This window comes from Enterobacter sp. E20 (assembly GCF_000801755.2).
GTDB lineage: Bacteria > Pseudomonadota > Gammaproteobacteria > Enterobacterales > Enterobacteriaceae > Enterobacter > Enterobacter asburiae_B.
In genome coordinates this window covers 3,524,539-3,542,189 of record NZ_CP012999.1, presented here as the reverse complement: position 1 = coordinate 3,542,189, position 17,651 = coordinate 3,524,539, and the positions used below count along the sequence as shown (strand labels likewise).

The 17,651-nt window shown below is 58.4% G+C and carries 14 protein-coding genes; 10 read left to right on the top strand and 4 right to left on the bottom strand.

All coding sequences use genetic code 11. From position 1 onward, the window contains the following. The first annotated feature begins 11 nt into the window (after nucleotides 1-11). The 5 genes from NI40_RS16455 to NI40_RS16435 all read left to right on the top strand — a co-directional run bounded on the left by NI40_RS16455 (nucleotide 12) and on the right by NI40_RS16435 (nucleotide 5,528). Nucleotides 12-632 (top strand): YfgM family protein, encoded by a 621-nt coding sequence (locus NI40_RS16455; protein ID WP_039263736.1) that lies wholly within the window; start codon nucleotides 12-14, stop codon nucleotides 630-632. A gap of 10 nt (nucleotides 633-642) precedes the next feature. Continuing rightward, nucleotides 643-1,821: an outer membrane protein assembly factor BamB gene (gene bamB / locus NI40_RS16450; protein WP_039263735.1), complete on the top strand. Its 1,179-nt coding sequence runs from the start codon at nucleotides 643-645 to the stop codon at nucleotides 1,819-1,821. A gap of 112 nt (nucleotides 1,822-1,933) precedes the next feature. Next, nucleotides 1,934-3,406 (top strand): ribosome biogenesis GTPase Der, encoded by a 1,473-nt coding sequence (gene der, locus NI40_RS16445; RefSeq protein WP_023308811.1) that lies wholly within the window; start codon nucleotides 1,934-1,936, stop codon nucleotides 3,404-3,406. A gap of 300 nt (nucleotides 3,407-3,706) precedes the next feature. Next, on the top strand, nucleotides 3,707-5,248 hold the full coding sequence (locus tag NI40_RS16440; protein ID WP_023308797.1) for a peptide MFS transporter: 1,542 nt from the start codon (nucleotides 3,707-3,709) through the stop codon (nucleotides 5,246-5,248). A 58-nt stretch (nucleotides 5,249-5,306) separates the two neighbouring features. After that, the gene (locus tag NI40_RS16435) at nucleotides 5,307-5,528 is read left to right on the top strand and encodes a zinc ribbon domain-containing protein (RefSeq protein ID WP_023308796.1); all 222 of its coding nucleotides are present in this window, start codon (nucleotides 5,307-5,309) and stop codon (nucleotides 5,526-5,528) included. Here NI40_RS16435 and NI40_RS16430 read toward each other — a convergent pair. From NI40_RS16430 to xseA, 3 genes are read right to left on the bottom strand one after another with little or no spacing between them, the layout of a single operon-like run. Continuing rightward, nucleotides 5,525-5,875, bottom strand: coding sequence for a protealysin inhibitor emfourin (locus tag NI40_RS16430; protein WP_039263734.1), 351 nt, complete (start codon nucleotides 5,873-5,875; stop codon nucleotides 5,525-5,527). The two genes, NI40_RS16435 and NI40_RS16430, sit on opposite strands and share 4 nt — an antisense overlap. Continuing rightward, nucleotides 5,876-6,895 carry a M4 family metallopeptidase gene (locus NI40_RS16425; protein WP_039263733.1) on the bottom strand — a complete coding sequence of 340 codons (1,020 nt, stop codon included), beginning with the start codon at nucleotides 6,893-6,895 and terminating at the stop codon, nucleotides 5,876-5,878. A 58-nt stretch (nucleotides 6,896-6,953) separates the two neighbouring features. After that, on the bottom strand, nucleotides 6,954-8,327 hold the full coding sequence (gene xseA / locus NI40_RS16420; protein ID WP_039263732.1) for an exodeoxyribonuclease VII large subunit: 1,374 nt from the start codon (nucleotides 8,325-8,327) through the stop codon (nucleotides 6,954-6,956). A gap of 158 nt (nucleotides 8,328-8,485) precedes the next feature. Between xseA and guaB the strand changes: the two genes are divergently transcribed. Together guaB and guaA are read left to right on the top strand one after the other, a co-directional pair. Continuing rightward, complete coding sequence (gene guaB, locus NI40_RS16415; protein WP_023333022.1) at nucleotides 8,486-9,952, top strand: IMP dehydrogenase; 1,467 nt, start codon at nucleotides 8,486-8,488, stop codon at nucleotides 9,950-9,952. A gap of 192 nt (nucleotides 9,953-10,144) precedes the next feature. Continuing rightward, entirely contained in the window at nucleotides 10,145-11,722 is a 1,578-nt protein-coding gene (gene guaA, locus NI40_RS16410; protein WP_006811514.1) for a glutamine-hydrolyzing GMP synthase, read from the top strand. Between the two features lie 58 nt (nucleotides 11,723-11,780). On the opposite strand, the gene NI40_RS16405 is transcribed toward guaA, so the two are convergent. Then, nucleotides 11,781-12,611, bottom strand: a complete 831-nt coding sequence (locus NI40_RS16405) for a MurR/RpiR family transcriptional regulator (protein WP_008502123.1) — start codon at nucleotides 12,609-12,611, stop codon at nucleotides 11,781-11,783. Between the two features lie 292 nt (nucleotides 12,612-12,903). Here NI40_RS16405 and NI40_RS16400 point away from each other — a divergent pair, with 292 nt between their 5' ends. From NI40_RS16400 to iolG, 3 genes are all read left to right on the top strand, one after another. Continuing rightward, complete coding sequence (locus NI40_RS16400) at nucleotides 12,904-14,409, top strand: CoA-acylating methylmalonate-semialdehyde dehydrogenase (protein ID WP_033146193.1); 1,506 nt, start codon at nucleotides 12,904-12,906, stop codon at nucleotides 14,407-14,409. A gap of 11 nt (nucleotides 14,410-14,420) precedes the next feature. Further along, the gene (iolD, locus tag NI40_RS16395) at nucleotides 14,421-16,346 is read left to right on the top strand and encodes a 3D-(3,5/4)-trihydroxycyclohexane-1,2-dione acylhydrolase (decyclizing) (protein ID WP_039263731.1); all 1,926 of its coding nucleotides are present in this window, start codon (nucleotides 14,421-14,423) and stop codon (nucleotides 16,344-16,346) included. Nucleotides 16,347-16,647: 301 nt separating this feature from the next. After that, complete coding sequence (gene iolG, locus NI40_RS16390) at nucleotides 16,648-17,634, top strand: inositol 2-dehydrogenase (protein ID WP_038417345.1); 987 nt, start codon at nucleotides 16,648-16,650, stop codon at nucleotides 17,632-17,634. The last annotated feature ends 17 nt before the right edge of the window (nucleotides 17,635-17,651 follow it).

Here is a 17,651-nt window from a genome sequence, read left to right as displayed (position 1 = left end):
AGAAGGACTGCGTGGAAATTTACGAGAACGAACACGATCAGGTCGACGCGATTAAGCGCTTCTTTGTTGAAAACGGCAAAGCGCTGGTTGTTGGGGTTGTTTTAGGTATCGGTGCGCTGGTGGGCTGGCGTTACTGGAACAATCATCAGGCGGATTCCGCGCGCGGCGCGTCTCTGTCCTATGAAAATACCGTGAGCGCAATTCGTGCCGATCAGCCGCAAACGCTGACGGCGGCAGAAAAATTTGCGGCTGACAACAAAAACACCTACGGTGCACTGGCTGCGCTGGAAGTGGCTCAGCAGTACGTTGATAAGAACGAACTGGATAAAGCCGCTGCACAGCTCTCGCAGAGCCTTGCTGCGGCAAGCGATGAGAACCTGAAAGCGGTGATCAATCTGCGCCTGGCACGTATTCAGGTTCAGCAGAAAAAAGCTGACGATGCGCTGAAAACGCTCGATACCATCAAAGGCGAAGGTTTTGCTGCCATCGTTGCCGATCTGCGCGGTGAAGCACTGCTGAGCAAAGGTGACAAAGCGGGCGCGCGTAAAGCGTGGCAAGCTGGCGTAGAGAGCAATGCTTCACCTGCGCTGAGCGAAATGATGCAGATGAAAATAAATAATTTGTCCGTCTGAGAGGGACCCGATGCAATTGCGTAAATTACTTCTGCCAGGACTGCTTTCTGTTACGTTATTGAGTGGTTGTTCACTGTTCAGTGGCGAAGAAGACGTTGTGAAAATGTCCCCACTGCCGACGGTTGAAAACCAGTTTACCCCATCCACCGCGTGGGATGTCTCCGTGGGCAATGGGATTGGTGATTTCTATTCCAACCTTCATCCTGCGTATGCAGACAGCGTTGTCTATGCCGCTGACCGCAAAGGTACCGTGAAAGCGGTGAACGCCGATGACGGGAAAGAAGTATGGTCCGTTAACCTGGCGGAAAAAGACGGCTGGTTCTCCCGTAAACCTGCACTGCTCTCTGGCGGTCTGACCGTTGCCGGTGGCCATGTTTACGTGGGCAGCGAAAAAGCGCAGGTTTATGCGCTGAACAGCAGCGACGGTTCTATTGCCTGGCAAACAACCGTAGCGGGTGAATCCCTGTCTCGCCCGGTGGTGAGCGACGGCCTGGTGCTGATTCATACCAGCAACGGCCAGCTGCAGGCGCTGAACGAAGCTGACGGTCTGGTGAAATGGACCGTTAACCTGGATATGCCTGCGCTCTCTCTGCGCGGCGAATCAGCACCGGCTACCGCATTTGGTGCTGCCATTGTGGGCGGTGACAACGGTCGCGTGAGCGCCGTGCTGATGCAGCAGGGTCAGATGATCTGGCAGCAGCGTATCTCTCAGGCTACTGGCTCAACGGAAATCGACCGCCTGAGCGACGTAGACACAACGCCGGTCATCGTTAACGGTGTGGTTTACGCGCTGGCCTATAACGGCAACCTGACCGCGCTGGATCTGCGCAGCGGCCAGATCATGTGGAAACGTGAGCTGGGCTCTGTGAACGATTTCATCGTTGAGGGCAACCGCATCTATATGGTCGATCAGAACGACCGTCTGCTGGCGCTGAGCACCGAAGGCGGCGTGACGCTGTGGACGCAAAGCGATCTGCTGCACCGTCTGCTGACCTCGCCTGCGCTGTACAACGGTAGCCTGGTGGTTGGCGATAGCGAAGGGTATATGCACTGGATCGATCCGGATAACGGCCGCTTTGTTGCACAGCAGAAAGTCGACAGTTCTGGTTTCCTGACCGATCCGGTTGTGGCCGACGGCAAACTGCTGATTCAGGCAAAAGACGGCACGCTGTACGCGATCACGCGTTAATTACCCGGCGGTTGTAGTATACTAAACGGCTCCTGTTCACTCAGGAGCCGTTTTGACATTTTTAAAAACGCCGCGAAAGCGACGTTATTTTGAATTTTATGAGGCTTCAAACATGGTACCTGTGGTCGCGCTTGTCGGGCGCCCTAACGTTGGAAAATCCACTCTTTTTAACCGTTTAACACGCACCCGTGATGCGCTGGTTGCGGATTTCCCGGGGCTGACGCGTGACCGTAAGTACGGTCGTGCAGAGGTGGAAGGACGCGAGTTCATCTGTATTGATACCGGTGGTATTGACGGCACAGAAGACGGCGTTGAAACCCGCATGGCGGAACAGTCGCTGCTGGCGATTGAAGAGGCGGATGTGGTGCTGTTTATGGTGGATGCGCGCGCTGGCCTGATGCCGGCGGACTCCGCTATTGCCAAACACCTGCGTTCACGCGAAAAGCCGACCTTCCTGGTGGCGAACAAAACTGACGGCATCGATGCCGATCAGGCCGTCGCGGATTTCTGGTCTCTGGGTCTGGGTGAAATCTACCCGATTGCGGCATCGCATGGCCGTGGCGTCACCAGCCTGCTGGAAACCGTTCTGCTGCCGTGGGTTGACGAAGTAAACCCGCCGGAAGAAGTAGACGAAGACGCTGAATACTGGGCGCAGTTTGAAGACGGAGAAGAGGGCGAAGAAGAGCCTGAAGACGACTTCAACCCGCAGGATCTGCCGATCAAGCTGGCCATCGTGGGTCGTCCAAACGTAGGTAAGTCTACGCTTACTAACCGTATTCTGGGTGAAGAGCGCGTGGTCGTTTACGACATGCCGGGCACCACCCGTGACAGTATCTACATTCCTATGCAGCGCGATGAGCGTGAGTATGTCCTCATCGACACCGCCGGGGTGCGTAAGCGCGGGAAAATCACCGATGTGGTGGAAAAATTCTCCGTTATCAAAACCCTGCAGGCGATCGAAGATGCCAACGTAGTGCTGCTGGTCATCGACGCACGCGAAGGAATCTCCGATCAGGACCTCTCTCTGCTCGGCTTTATCCTCAATAGTGGGCGCTCACTGGTTATCGTGGTCAACAAGTGGGATGGGCTGAGCAATGAAGTGCGCGAGCAGGTGAAAGAGACTCTCGACTTCCGTCTGGGCTTTATCGACTTCGCCCGCGTGCACTTTATCTCTGCGCTGCACGGCAGCGGTGTGGGTAACCTGTTCGAATCCGTGCGTGAAGCGTACGACAGCTCCACCCGTCGTCAGAGCACCGCGATGCTGACGCGCATCATGAATATGGCTGCAGAAGACCATCAGCCGCCGCTGGTGCGCGGCCGTCGCGTGAAGCTGAAATATGCCCACGCCGGTGGTTATAACCCGCCAATCGTAGTAATTCACGGCAACCAGGTGAAAGACCTGCCGGATTCCTACAAGCGCTATCTGATGAACTACTTCCGTAAATCGCTGGACGTAATGGGCACGCCTATCCGTATCCAGTTCAAGGAAGGGGAAAACCCGTTTGCCAACAAGCGCAACACCCTGACGCCAAACCAGATGCGTAAGCGTAAACGCTTGATTAAGCACATTAAGAAAAGCAAATAAGCTTTACCTGCTTCACGAAAGCCCGCGTTTATCGCGGGCTTTTTTTTGTCCAATCATACCGCCGGTTTTCTCTGTGTGAAGTCAATCACTATTCACTTTTAACCAAGTTTAAATCTAAGAAAGTAGACAATCGTCGAATTTTCATCTTAAAGTCCAGGGTCCGGTACTAGACAAAACTAGCGCCTGGTTATCAAATGGTTAACTAACTTTTCGCCGCATGTAAAAAATCGGCCAGATACGTAACTGGCCGGCGTACCTGCTGGTGTTTACAAGCACGACGACATACCTTTCGGGAGAATTATGCAATCCACTGTTAATCAAAAAGAGAGCCGAACGTTCTTCGGCCATCCGTATCCGCTCGGTTCCCTGTTCTTCACCGAGATGTGGGAGCGTTTCTCATTTTACGGCATTCGTCCGTTACTGATCCTGTTTATGGCCGCCACCGTCTATGACGGTGGAATGGGCCTGGCGCGTGAAAACGCCTCGGCGATTGTCGGTATCTTTGCCGGTACCATGTACCTGGCCGCGCTGCCGGGCGGTTGGCTGGCGGATAACTGGCTCGGTCAGCAGAGAGCCGTCTGGTACGGTTCAATTCTGATTGCGCTCGGACACCTGTCGATCGCGCTCTCAGCGGTGATGGGGAACAACCTGTTCTTTATCGGCCTGATGTTCATCGTGCTTGGCTCCGGGCTGTTTAAGACCTGTATCTCGGTGATGGTCGGCACCCTGTATAAAAAAGGCGACGCGCGTCGTGACGGCGGTTTCTCGCTGTTCTATATGGGCATCAACATGGGCTCGTTCATCGCGCCGCTGATTTCCGGCTGGCTGATTAAAACTCACGGCTGGCACTGGGGCTTTGGTATTGGCGGCATCGGGATGCTGGTGGCGCTGATTATCTTCCGCGTGTTTGCCGTTCCGGCAATGAAACGCTATGACGGCGAAGTCGGCCTCGACTCTACCTGGAACAGCCCGGTGGTGAAGCGTAACGGCGTGGGCGTTTGGCTGCTGGCGCTGGCGGCAGGCGTGGCAACGATCGTGACGCTGATTGCGCAGGGCGTGATTGTGATTAACCCGGTCGCGGTAGCCAGCGTGCTGGTCTACGTGATTGCGGCGTCCGTTGCCCTCTACTTTATTTATCTGTTTGTCTTTGCGGGGCTGAACCGTAAAGAGCGCGCCAGGCTGTTGGTCTGCTTTATTCTGCTGATTTCAGCGGCGTTCTTCTGGTCCGCGTTTGAGCAGAAGCCAACCTCGTTCAACCTGTTTGCCAACGATTACACTAACCGCATGATTGGTGATTTTGAAATCCCGGCGGTGTGGTTCCAGTCAATCAACGCCCTGTTCATCATCCTGCTGGCACCGGTGTTTAGCTGGGCATGGCCGAAGCTCGCGAGCAAAAACATTCGCCCGAGCAGCATCACCAAGTTCGTTATTGGTATTTTGTGCGCGGCGGCAGGCTTTGGCCTGATGATGCTGGCGGCACAGAACGTGCTGAGCAGCGGTGGAGCGGGCGTGTCGCCGTTCTGGCTGGTGGGCAGCATCCTGATGCTTACGCTCGGCGAACTGTGCCTGAGTCCGATTGGCCTGGCGACCATGACGCTGCTTGCGCCGGAAAGAATGCGCGGCCAGATGATGGGGCTGTGGTTCTGCGCCAGCGCGCTGGGTAACCTGGCGGCGGGCCTGATTGGCGGCCACGTGAAGGCCGATCAGCTGGATATGCTGCCGGATCTCTTCGCGCGCTGCTCCATCGCGCTGCTGATCTGTGCCGCGGTACTGATCGTCCTTATTGTTCCGGTGCGCCGCATGCTGGAAAATGCGCAGACTAAACCTGCAGCTGAAGCCTGATAATGTTCAGCCTACTGGGGCAGTTATCCTGCCCCGGTAAAACCCAACAGGAGAGAATATGTCGATTACCTGCCCGGAATGCCAGGCACCGCTGGAGCCCCAGAACGGGGTAGCGCACTGCGACAGCTGTAATAAAGATATTGCACTTGAAGCCCGTTGCCCGGAGTGCCATCAGCCACTCCAGGTATTAAAAGCCTGCGGTGCGGTGGACTATTTCTGCCAGAACGGCCACGGTCTTATCTCTAAAAAACGCGTGGAGTTTGTTCGGGCCGAAGGTTAATCGCAGACGCAGCCTTCGCCTTTCTGCCACAGCTCGACCAGCGACTCGGGCGCTTCCTGCTCGGGCACCAGCACGATGATATCGGCGTAGTGCGCCTGATTTTGCCCGGTCCAGACAATCTGGATGCGGAAATAGCGCTGGTCGCCGCTGCCGGGTGAAGAAGCTTGCCCGGGCGGCTGACCGCGTGGAAAAGCCTGCTCCAGGATGCTCACCAGGCGCTGGCGCTGGGCCTCATTGAGCGAGGAGAGCGCGATGGTGCGCTGTCCACTCAGCTTGGGAATAAAAGCGACGCCGCCTTCCCGGGCCAGCTCAACCACGGCGTCATCAGTCAGTTCCGGAACCTGCATTTACAACACTCCCACCTGTTCCCAGGCTTGTTTAATGGCCGCTCCAGCGTCGCTGCCGGAGCGTTTCTCTCCGTGCGCGATCGTCAGCTTTGCGAAGGCCTCAAAATCCGCATCCTGCGCCAGTTTGCGATCGCAAACCGTGTCGTACCAGGCATAACCCGCTTTTTCCCAGGCGTAGCCGCCGATCGCCGTCGCGGCCAGATAAAATGCCCGGTTGGGGATGCCGGAGTTCAGGTGCACGCCGCCGTTATCCTCGCGCGTTTTAATGAAATCTTTCATGTGCGCAGGCTGCGGGTCTTTGCCGAGCAGGGGATCGTCATAGGCGGTGCCGGGTTCAGACATTGAGCGCAGCCCTTTGCCGTTGATCCCTTTCGCCAGCAGCCCTTCACCAATGAGCCAGTCTGCTTTATCGGCGGTTTGCTTCAGATGGTACTGTTTGACCAGCGAGCCAAACACGTCCGACAAAGACTCGTTCAGCGCGCCCGACTGCTCAAAATAGATAAGCCCGGCTTCGGTCTCGGTCACACCGTGGCTCAGCTCGTGCGCCACCACGTCGATGGCGATGGTAAAGCGGTTAAATATTTCCCCGTCGCCGTCGCCAAATACCATCTGCTGACCGTTCCAGAAGGCGTTCTGATATTCCCGGCCATAGTGAACGGTGCCGGTCAAAATAAGCCCTTTATTATCGAGCGAATCGCGCTGATATTCTTTCCAGAAGAAATCATGGGTAATACCTAAATAATCGTAGGCTTCATCCACCGCCACATCGCCGTTCGATGGCTGGCCTTCGTAACGCACCTGGGTACCCGGCAGCTCCTGGGTATGCTTCGCGTCGTAAATATCGCGCTCCAGCTGCCCGGCTTTATTCACGTGCGGCGCGGCGGGTTTGCCGGGCATGTGGGCCATCAGCGTCTGGACGTGGGTTAAGGTCTGACGGGCACAGCGCTGCTGCGGCTCGGAACCGCTTTCGATAATACGACGAAGAATATAAGGGGGAATAACGCTATGAAGATGGGGCATGCTGCTCTCCTTATTAAAAAAGGGAATAGCAGCAGTATAGTAAGTAACCGGCGAGGAATTATCCGGTTTTACGCTGACGCGTCTTTTTCACCGGTTTAATTGATTTCACTTCGCTTTCTACCCAGCCGTCTGAAAGACGCGTCGTCAGCACATCGCCGGTATTCACCTGTTTGGTCTGCTTCAGCACTTTGCCGTCCGTCGCCGTCGTCACGCTATAGCCGCGCGCCAGCGTGGAGAGGGGGCTGACCGCTTCAAGATGGGTCACCGCATTGCCAAAACGTTCGCGGGTGGTGCTCAGGCGCGCCCGGACAGTTTCCGCCAGACGATACTCCAGCTGCTGGATCCGCGTTTGCGCGCGATAAATTTTCGGCTGCGGGTTCTGCTGATTCAGGCGCTGGGTTACGCGCTGCTGGCGCGATACCGCGCGCTTGAGCTGCGCGTCCACCGCAAAGCTCATGCGCTGACGCAGGCGCTCCAGCACGGTCTGCTGACGCGCCAGACGCAGCTGCGGGTGCTGCTGCTGAAGACGATGATGAAGCTGGGTAAAGCGGCGGGTACGGTTGGCAAGGAAGTAGTCCATCGCCATCTCAAGACGCTGCTGGCCGTTCTGAATCTGACGCAGCAGCTCCAGCTGGTTCCGGCTGACCACTTCCGCCGCCGCGGACGGCGTAGGCGCGCGCAGATCCGCGACAAAATCGGCTATCGTTACGTCAGTTTCGTGGCCGACGGCGCTCACCACGGGGATAAGGCTTGCAAAGATTGCCCGCGCCACGCGCTCGTCGTTAAAGCTCCACAAGTCCTCCAGCGAGCCGCCGCCGCGCCCGACGATTAATACGTCGCACTCCTGACGCGCGTTCGCCAGCTCAATGGCGCGAACTATCTGGCCCGGCGCATCGTCACCCTGAACGGCGGTCGGGTAGATGATGACGGGAAGGGAAGGATCGCGACGCTTCAGCACGTGCAAAATATCGTGCAGTGCCGCACCGGTTTTCGAGGTGATGACCCCAACGCAGTGGGCGGGGGAGGGCAGCGGTTTTTTGTACTGCTGGTCGAACAGCCCTTCGGCAGAGAGCCTGGCTTTTAGCTGTTCATACTTCTGCTGCAGCAGGCCTTCGCCCGCAGGCTGCATGCTCTCGACGATGATCTGATAATCGCCGCGCGGCTCATACAGGGTGATATTGGCGCGAACCAGAACCTGCTGGCCGTGCTGTGGACGAAACGTCACGCGACGGTTGCTGTTGCGGAACATCGCGCAGCGCACCTGGGCGGTGTCGTCTTTTAAGGTAAAGTACCAGTGACCGGAGGACGGCTGCGTGAAGTTAGAGATCTCACCGCTGATCCAGACCTGCCCCATTTCCTGCTCAAGCAGCAAACGCACCGTCTGATTCAGGCGGCTGACGGTATAAATTGAGGGGGATTGAGAGGATAACATGTGAGCGGGATCAAATTCTAAATCAGCAAGTTATTCAGTCGATAGTAACCTGCTGAGAGGCAATCGCAAGCTTTTTTATAAAAAAGTGTAGATGCAATCGGTTACGCTCTGTATAATGCCACGGCAATATTTAACCACCCAGGTCAGAGATATTGCCCATGCTACGTATCGCTAAAGAAGCACTGACGTTTGACGACGTCCTCCTCGTTCCCGCTCACTCCACTGTTCTGCCGAATACTGCCGATCTCAGCACGCAGTTGACGAAAACCATTCGCCTGAACATTCCTATGCTCTCTGCGGCAATGGACACCGTGACTGAAGCGCGCCTGGCTATCGCCCTGGCACAGGAAGGTGGCATTGGCTTTATTCACAAAAACATGTCTATCGAACGTCAGGCGGAAGAAGTTCGCCGCGTGAAGAAACATGAATCCGGCATCGTGTCTGACCCACAGACCGTTCTGCCAACCACCACGCTGCACGAAGTGAAAGCCCTGACCGAACGTAACGGCTTCGCCGGTTACCCGGTTGTGACCGAAGAGAACGAACTGGTTGGCATCATCACCGGTCGTGACGTGCGTTTCGTGACTGACCTGAACCAGCCTGTCAGCGTGTACATGACGCCAAAAGAGCGTCTGGTCACCGTTCGCGAAGGTGAAACCCGCGACGTGGTGCTGGCAAAAATGCACGAAAAACGCGTTGAAAAAGCGCTGGTTGTTGACAGCAGCTTCCACCTGCGCGGCATGATCACCGTTAAAGATTTCCAGAAAGCAGAACGTAAGCCTAACGCCTGTAAAGACGAGCATGGCCGTCTGCGCGTCGGCGCTGCGGTTGGCGCGGGCGCTGGTAACGAAGAGCGCGTTGACGCGCTGGTCGCTGCGGGCGTTGACGTCCTGCTGATTGACTCCTCTCACGGCCACTCCGAAGGCGTTCTGCAACGTATTCGCGACACCCGTGCCAAATACCCTGATCTGCAGATCATCGGCGGTAACGTGGCCACTGGCGCAGGCGCTCGCGCGCTGGCTGACGCTGGCTGCAGCGCGGTGAAAGTGGGTATCGGCCCTGGCTCTATCTGTACCACACGTATCGTGACCGGCGTGGGCGTTCCGCAGATCACCGCCGTGTCTGACGCGGTTGAAGCGCTGGAAGGCACAGGTATTCCGGTTATCGCTGACGGCGGTATCCGCTTCTCAGGCGACATCGCCAAAGCGATCGCCGCGGGCGCAGCTGCCGTAATGGTAGGCTCCATGCTGGCCGGTACCGAAGAATCCCCGGGTGAAATCGAACTCTACCAGGGCCGTTCTTACAAATCTTACCGCGGTATGGGCTCCCTGGGCGCGATGTCCAAAGGCTCCTCTGACCGTTACTTCCAGACCGATAACGCCGCTGACAAACTGGTACCGGAAGGTATCGAAGGTCGCGTTGCCTATAAAGGCCGTCTGAAGGAGATCATTCACCAGCAGATGGGCGGCCTGCGCTCCTGTATGGGTCTGACCGGCTGTGGTACCATTGACCTGCTGCGTACTAAAGCGGAATTTGTACGCATCAGCGGTGCGGGTATCCAGGAGAGCCACGTTCACGACGTGACGATCACCAAAGAGTCCCCGAACTACCGTCTGGGCTCCTGATAAGTTTCCGCGCCCGATCCAGTTACTCTATGGATTTCGGGTTGCAGGAAGGCGGCAAGTCCATGAGACCCCGGGAGCATAGTTAACTATGTGACCGGGGCGAATGGACGCAGCCAACGCACCTGCAGCCTGAAAGACGACGAGTAAATCGGGCGCTCTGTTTTTGTTTCTCTTGCCTCGGAATTAGCGTCAATGACGGAAAACATTCATAAACATCGCATTCTCATCCTGGACTTCGGTTCTCAGTACACTCAGCTGGTGGCGCGTCGCGTACGTGAACTGGGCGTTTACTGTGAGCTGTGGGCGTGGGATGTCACGGAAGCACAGATTCGCGAATTCAATCCAAGCGGCATCATCCTGTCCGGCGGCCCGGAAAGTACCACCGAAGAGAACAGCCCGCGCGCGCCGCAGTACGTGTTCGAAGCTGGCGTGCCGGTATTCGGCGTTTGCTACGGTATGCAGACCATGGCAATGCAGCTGGGCGGCCACGTAGAAGGCTCTAACGAGCGCGAGTTTGGCTACGCACAGGTAGAAGTCGTCACCGACAGCGCGCTGGTGCGCGGTATCGAAGACTCCCTGACCGCAGACGGCAAACCGCTGCTGGACGTGTGGATGAGCCACGGCGACAAAGTCACCGCCATCCCGTCTGACTTCGTGACCGTTGCCAGTACCGAAAGCTGTCCGTTTGCCATCATGGCGAACGAAGAAAAACGCTTCTACGGCGTGCAGTTCCACCCGGAAGTGACCCACACCCGTCAGGGTATGCGCATGCTGGAGCGCTTCGTGCGTGACATCTGCCAGTGTGAAGCCCTGTGGACTCCGGCAAAAATCATCGACGACGCCGTTGAGCGTATCCGCCAGCAGGTTGGCGATGACAAAGTGATCCTCGGCCTCTCCGGCGGCGTGGACTCCTCCGTGACCGCGATGCTGCTGCACCGCGCCATCGGCAAAAACCTGACCTGCGTCTTCGTGGACAACGGTCTGCTGCGTCTGAACGAAGCCCAGCAGGTCATGGACATGTTCGGCGACCACTTCGGTCTGAACATCGTTCACGTGGAAGGCGAGCAGCGCTTCCTGGACGCGCTGAAAGGCGAGAACGATCCGGAAGCCAAACGTAAGATCATCGGCCGCGTGTTCGTGGAAGTGTTCGACGAAGAGGCGCTGAAGCTGGAAGACGTGAAGTGGCTGGCGCAGGGCACCATCTACCCTGACGTGATCGAGTCCGCGGCCTCCGCAACCGGTAAAGCACACGTCATCAAATCTCACCACAACGTGGGCGGCCTGCCGAAAGAGATGAAGATGGGCCTGGTTGAACCGCTGCGCGAGCTGTTCAAAGACGAAGTGCGCAAGATCGGTCTGGAACTGGGTCTGCCGTACGACATGCTCTACCGTCACCCGTTCCCGGGTCCAGGTCTGGGCGTGCGCGTGCTGGGTGAAGTGAAGAAAGAGTACTGCGACCTGCTGCGTCGCGCGGACGCGATCTTCATCGAAGAGCTGCACAAAGCTGACCTGTACAACAAAGTGAGTCAGGCGTTCACCGTGTTCCTGCCGGTTCGCTCCGTCGGCGTAATGGGCGATGGCCGTAAGTACGACTGGGTTGTTTCCCTGCGTGCGGTGGAAACCATCGACTTCATGACCGCGCACTGGGCGCACCTGCCGTATGACTTCCTGGGCCGTGTGTCTAACCGCATCATCAACGAAGTGAACGGTATTTCCCGCGTGGTGTATGACATCAGCGGTAAGCCACCGGCTACGATTGAGTGGGAATAATTCCCCGCTGAATTAACACCAAAACCCCTCTGCCTGTGCAGGGGGTTTTTTTATTGCCTTACTTCCCCTCTCCCAACCGATACGCCAGCGCCACCACCAGCGACTGCACCAGGCACAGCGTTGCCGACTGAGACCGGAACGCATCCACCTGCGCCTCTTTCACCACAAAGCAGAGATCGCTGAACGTCGCCAGCGGGCTGATCTGGCTGTCCGTAATCACAATCTGCCGCGCGCCGACGCTGGCGGCGGTTTCGCTGACCATCACCGTCTCTTCCGCGTACGGCGAGAAGCTGATCGACACCACGATGTCGCGCGCCTTAATGCGGCTAATCTGCTCGCGCAGCATCCCGCCCATGCCGTCGAGCAGGATAGGGCGGCACTCCAGATGGCTCAGGGCGTAGGTGAGGTAGGCCGCGACGCTGAAGGAGCGGCGCAGTCCGGCAATGTAGATGGTGTCGGCGTCGGCCAGCAGCTGTACCGCGCGCTCCAGCATTTCCGGTTCGGCGCGGGCGGCCAGCTGCTGGAGCGCCTGCGCGTTCGAGCGGGCAAACTCCTGCAGGATATCGAGCGGCGTTTCCGGCACGGCCTCGCTCTCCATCTCGCGGAACAGTCGGGCGCGGTCGCTGTAGCTGGCGGTCTCTTCTACCAGGTTCATGCGAAACAGCTGTTTCATTTCGTTGAAGCCGGTGAAGTCAAAGGCGTTGGCAAAGCGGATCAGCGTCGAGGGCGGCACGTCGGCGCGCTCGGCAATGACGGCAACCGTATCAAAGGCCACGCTGTTGGTGTTGTCCAGCACGTAGCGGGAGACCTGCTGCAGCCTCTTGCTGAGGCTATCGTAGCGATCGCGGATTTGCTGCTGCAGTTCGTTCAGGCTGGTTGCTGTCGTCATCTTATCCCCCAAATACAGTCTTATGATTCTAAACGCAAAACCGCGTCTTTTAAATGTCGGCCATCCATCTGGCAGCAAAAATGAAACAGAAACTTCAGTCATTTCCTCGCCCGAAATCCCTTAATAGCGTACGCGGCGTCAGTGTTGTTGGCTATTAGCATAAAAATCCATCCTTGATCACAATAATCATCATTTATTTTATTTCAACTTAAAATGGAATATTTGTTTCATATATAGTGTTCAGTACACAGTGTTCAGGTAACAGTCACGTATCAACAGCGAGAGGTTAAGGATGGAGACGGTAGCGAATTTTATTCACGGCGAATGTGTCACCGGTTCAGGCCAGCGCGTTCAGGCGATCTTCAACCCGGCCACCGGCGAGCAGATCCGCCAGGTGGTGATGAGTACGGCGCAGGAAACGGAGCAGGCGATTGCCGCCGCGCAGCAGGCGTTTCCGGCGTGGGCGCGCCATGCTCCGCTTAAGCGCGCGCGCGTGATGTTCCGCTTCAAGGCGCTGCTGGAAGAGAACATGGAGCGCCTGGCCCGCATCATCAGCGAAGAGCACGGCAAGGTCTTCTCCGATGCGGTGGGCGAACTGACCCGCGGCCTGGAAGTGGTGGAGTTTGCCTGCGGTATCCCGCATCTGCAAAAGGGTGAACATTCTGCGAACGTCGGTACCGGCGTCGACAGCCACTCGCTGATGCAGCCGCTCGGCGTCTGCGCCGGGATCACGCCGTTTAACTTCCCGGCGATGGTGCCGATGTGGATGTTCCCGATTGCGCTGGCGACCGGCAACACCTTCGTGCTGAAGCCGTCGGAAAAAGATCCTTCTCTGGCGCTCGCGCTGGCGCAGCTGCTGAAAGAGGCTGGCCTGCCGGACGGCGTCTTCAACGTGGTTCAGGGCGATAAAGAGTCCGTTGACGTGCTCCTGACCGACCCGCGCGTGCAGGCGGTGAGCTTTGTCGGCTCCACGCCGATTGCGGAATACATTTACCAGACCGCGTCCGCCCACGGAAAGCGCTGCCAGGCGCTGGGCGGCGCGAAAAACCACTGCATCCTGATGCCGGACGCCGACATGGAGATGGCGACCAACGCCATCATGGGCGCGGCCTACGGCGCGGCGGGCGAACGCTGTATGGCGCTCTCGGTGGTGCTGGCGGTGGGGGATAAAACCGCCGATGACCTCTGCGCCCGGCTGGAGAAACAGATTGCCGCGCTGCGCGTCGGGCCGGGCCTGGACCAGTCGCCGGAAAACGAAATGGGGCCGCTCATCTCCTCCGCGCACCGAAGCAAGGTGCTGGGCTATATCGACAGCGGGGAAGTGCAGGGAGCACAACTGCGCGTGGACGGTCGCGGCTTCAGCGTGAAGGGCCACGAGCAGGGCTACTTCGTCGGGCCGACGCTGTTCGATAACGTCACCCCGGAGATGACCATCTATAAAGAAGAGATTTTTGGCCCGGTGCTTTCTGTGGTGCGCGTAGCAGATTACGCCAGCGCGGTGGATCTGATTAACCGCCATGAATATGGTAATGGTTCAGCGATCTTCACCCGCGACGGCGGCTGCGCGCGCCGCTTCTGCGAAGAGGTGCAGGCGGGCATGGTGGGCGTCAACGTGCCGATCCCGGTGCCGATGGCATTCCACAGCTTCGGCGGCTGGAAGCGTTCCATCTTTGGCGCGCTCAACGTTCACGGCAGCGACGGCGTGCGCTTCTACACCCGAATGAAAACCATCACCGCGCGCTGGCCGGAAATGCAGCAGGAGACAGGCGCTGCGTTCTCCATGCCGACGCTGGGCTGACAGGAGGTTTTATGCAAACCGAACGTATGACCATGGCCCAGGCGCTGGTCCGGTTCCTTAATCAACAGTACGTCAGCGTGGACGGTGACGAAACGCCCTTCGTGGAGGGCGTGGCGACCATCTTTGGGCACGGCAACGTGCTCGGTATCGGCCAGGCGCTGGAGCAGGACCCGGGCCATCTGCAGGTGATGCAGGGCTGCAACGAGCAGGGTATCGCCCATATGGCGACGGGATTCGCCAAACAGCACCGCCGTCAGCGCATTTTTGCCGTCACCTCCTCCGTCGGGCCGGGCGCCGCCAATATGGTCACGGCGGCGGCCACCGCCACGGCGAACCGCATCCCGCTCCTGCTGCTGCCGGGCGATATCTATGCCAGCCGCCAGCCGGACCCGGTACTGCAGCAGATCGAGCAGTATCACGATCTCAGCATCAGCACCAACGACTGCTTCCGTCCGGTCTCCCGCTACTGGGACCGCATCAACCGCCCCGAGCAGCTGATGAGCGCCATGCTAAGCGCGATGCGAACGCTTACTGACCCCGCCAATACCGGCGCGGTGACCATCTGCCTGCCGCAGGACGTGCAGGGAGAGGCCTGGGACTACCCGCAGAGCTTCTTCGCGCGTCGCGTGCATCACATCGAACGCCGTCCGCCCGATCCGCAGCGTCTGGCGCGGGCGCGGGCGCTGATCGCCCGCAAGCGTCGTCCGCTGGTGGTATGCGGCGGCGGCGTGCGCTATTCCGGCGCGCATGAGGCGTTTCGCGAATTTGTCGAAACGCTGCGGCTGCCGTTTGCCGAAACCCAGGCCGGAAAGGGAGCGCTGGTAAGTGACCACCCACTTAACCTGGGCGGCATAGGGGTGACGGGCGGAATGGCCGCCAACCAGCTCGCGCCGCAGGCCGATTTAGTGATTGGCGTCGGCACGCGCCTTACCGATTTTACCACCGGCTCCAAGGCGCTCTTTTCCCACCCGGACGTTGAGTTTCTGCTGCTGAACGTGGCTGAGTTTGACGCCCTGAAGCTGGACGCCACCGCGCTGATTGCCGATGCCCAAACCGGGCTCCAGGCCTTGACCCACGCGCTCGGGGATTACCGCAGCGGCTGGGGAGAGGCGATCGCTCAGGCGAAGTCCGCCTGGCGCGACGAGTGCCGCCGCCTGTGGGATCGCCAGTGGCGTCCTGACGACGCGCCCGAAGTGGCGGGGCACCTGGATGCGCAGCTGGCGGAATACGGCGAGGCGCTTAACACCCGCCTGACCCAGACGCGGGTGCTGGGGCTGATCAACCAGCATGTTGAAGATAACGCCATCGTGGTGGGCGCGGCCGGTTCGCTGCCGGGGGATTTACAGCGCCTCTGGCAGGTCAAAACGCCGGACAGCTATCACCTGGAGTACGGCTACTCCTGCATGGGCTACGAGATTGCGGCAGCTCTCGGCGCGAAGCTCGCCAGACCCGAACTGCCGGTGTACGCCATGGTGGGGGATGGCTCCTACATGATGCTGCACTCCGAGCTGCAAACCGCCGTTCAGGAGGGCATTAAGGTCACCGTTCTGCTGTTTGATAACGCCAGCTTCGGCTGCATTAATAACCTGCAGATGGGGCACGGCATGGGCAGCTTTGGCACCGAAAACCGCCACCGCAACCCGGAAACCGGGCGTCTCGACGGGCCGCTGGTGAAGGTCGACTTTGCGCAAAACGCGGAGAGCTACGGCTGCCGCGCGTGGCGGGTGAACGATGAGCAAAGCCTGCTGGCGGCGCTGGAGGCGTCGCGGGCGCATCCGGGCCCGACGCTGCTGGACATCAAGGTGCTGCCGAAGACCATGACCCACGATTACGCCTCCTGGTGGCGAACCGGTGATGCGCAGGTGGCGGCGTCGTCTGCCGTGCGTGAGGCCGCTGAGCAAACCCAGGCGCAGGTGAAAAAAGCCCGCCAGTATTGAGTTTTCTCTTCGTAACGAAATTTTCATTTCATTTTCCCCTCACCCTAACCCTCTCCCCAAAGGGGAGAGGGGATAGTTTGGTGCGCGCTTTTCTCCCTCGCCCCATTGGGGAGAGGGCCGGGGTGAGGGGAGTTGCCGCACGTTCATCTATGTTGTGAGATTGATAACAAAATTTATCTCATTCATCTCAAAAGTGTTAACCCGCACTCAAAAACATAATTTTCACTATTTATAAAAATGAAATAAATGTTTTATTTATAGAGTCGTTAGTTCACAGCATTCACCAACACCGGGAGCCGTTATGTTTAACATTGCTTTACTGGGCGCTGGCCGAATCGGCCAGGTACATGCAGCTAACATCGCCAGCCACGGCGCGACCACGCTCTGGTCCGTGGTTGACCCGAATCAGGAATTTGCCACCCGTCTCGCCGCGCAGTATCAGGCCCGTCAGCAGAGCCTGAACGAGGCGATGACCGACCCTAACGTTCACGCCGTGCTGATCGCCTCCGCCACCGATACCCACGCGGATCTGATTGAAATGGCCGCCCGCCACGGCAAGGCCATCTTCTGCGAAAAGCCGGTACACCTTGACCTCGCCCGCGTGCGCGACTGCCTGAAGGTGGTCAAAGAGTACGACGTGCCGCTGTTCATTGGCTTTAACCGCCGCTTTGACCCGCAGTTTCGCCGCGTGAAAACCGACGCGCAGGCCGGGCGCATCGGCAAACCGGAATCGCTGCTCATCATCTCCCGCGATCCTTCTCCGCCGCCTGCTGAGTACGTGCGCGTCTCCGGCGGCATGTTCCGCGATATGACCATTCATGACTTTGACATGGCCCGCTTCATCATGGGCGAAGAGCCGGTGTCGGTGTATGCCCAGGGCAGCAACCTGGTGGATCCGGCGATTGGCGAGGCGGGGGATATCGATACCGCGTTTATCGTTCTGAAATATGCCTCCGGCGCGATGGCGACCATTGTCAACAGCCGCCGTTCATCTTACGGCTACGACCAGCGCCTGGAGCTGCACGGCTCCGAAGGGCTGCTGTGCGCGGGCAACATTCTGGAAAACCAGGTGCAGCACTACGGCAAACAGGGCTGCACCAGCGCGCTGCCGGAACACTTCTTCCTGCAGCGCTACAAATCCGCTTACGCCGCGGAATGGGAACACTTTGTTGCGGTCCTGCGCGGCGAAGCGGTGCCTGACTGCAGCGGCGATGATGGTGAACGTGCGCTGTACCTTGCGGATAAAGCGCTGGAATCACTGCGCAGCCAGCGCGAGATCGTCCTCTAAACACAACAACCCTACAC

Bases quoted from the DNA above. Each gene is read 5' to 3' on its own strand.
- bamB (WP_039263735.1), top strand. From the start codon at position 643: ATGCAATTGCGTAAATTACTTCTGCCAGGACTGCTTTCTGTTACGTTA.
- der (WP_023308811.1), top strand. From the start codon at position 1,934: ATGGTACCTGTGGTCGCGCTTGTCGGGCGCCCTAACGTTGGAAAATCC.
- NI40_RS16440 (WP_023308797.1), top strand. From the start codon at position 3,707: ATGCAATCCACTGTTAATCAAAAAGAGAGCCGAACGTTCTTCGGCCAT.
- NI40_RS16435 (WP_023308796.1), top strand. From the start codon at position 5,307: ATGTCGATTACCTGCCCGGAATGCCAGGCACCGCTGGAGCCCCAGAAC.
- NI40_RS16430 (WP_039263734.1), bottom strand. From the start codon at position 5,875: ATGCAGGTTCCGGAACTGACTGATGACGCCGTGGTTGAGCTGGCCCGG.
- NI40_RS16425 (WP_039263733.1), bottom strand. From the start codon at position 6,895: ATGCCCCATCTTCATAGCGTTATTCCCCCTTATATTCTTCGTCGTATT.
- xseA (WP_039263732.1), bottom strand. From the start codon at position 8,327: ATGTTATCCTCTCAATCCCCCTCAATTTATACCGTCAGCCGCCTGAAT.
- guaB (WP_023333022.1), top strand. From the start codon at position 8,486: ATGCTACGTATCGCTAAAGAAGCACTGACGTTTGACGACGTCCTCCTC.
- guaA (WP_006811514.1), top strand. From the start codon at position 10,145: ATGACGGAAAACATTCATAAACATCGCATTCTCATCCTGGACTTCGGT.
- NI40_RS16405 (WP_008502123.1), bottom strand. From the start codon at position 12,611: ATGACGACAGCAACCAGCCTGAACGAACTGCAGCAGCAAATCCGCGAT.
- NI40_RS16400 (WP_033146193.1), top strand. From the start codon at position 12,904: ATGGAGACGGTAGCGAATTTTATTCACGGCGAATGTGTCACCGGTTCA.
- iolD (WP_039263731.1), top strand. From the start codon at position 14,421: ATGCAAACCGAACGTATGACCATGGCCCAGGCGCTGGTCCGGTTCCTT.
- iolG (WP_038417345.1), top strand. From the start codon at position 16,648: ATGTTTAACATTGCTTTACTGGGCGCTGGCCGAATCGGCCAGGTACAT.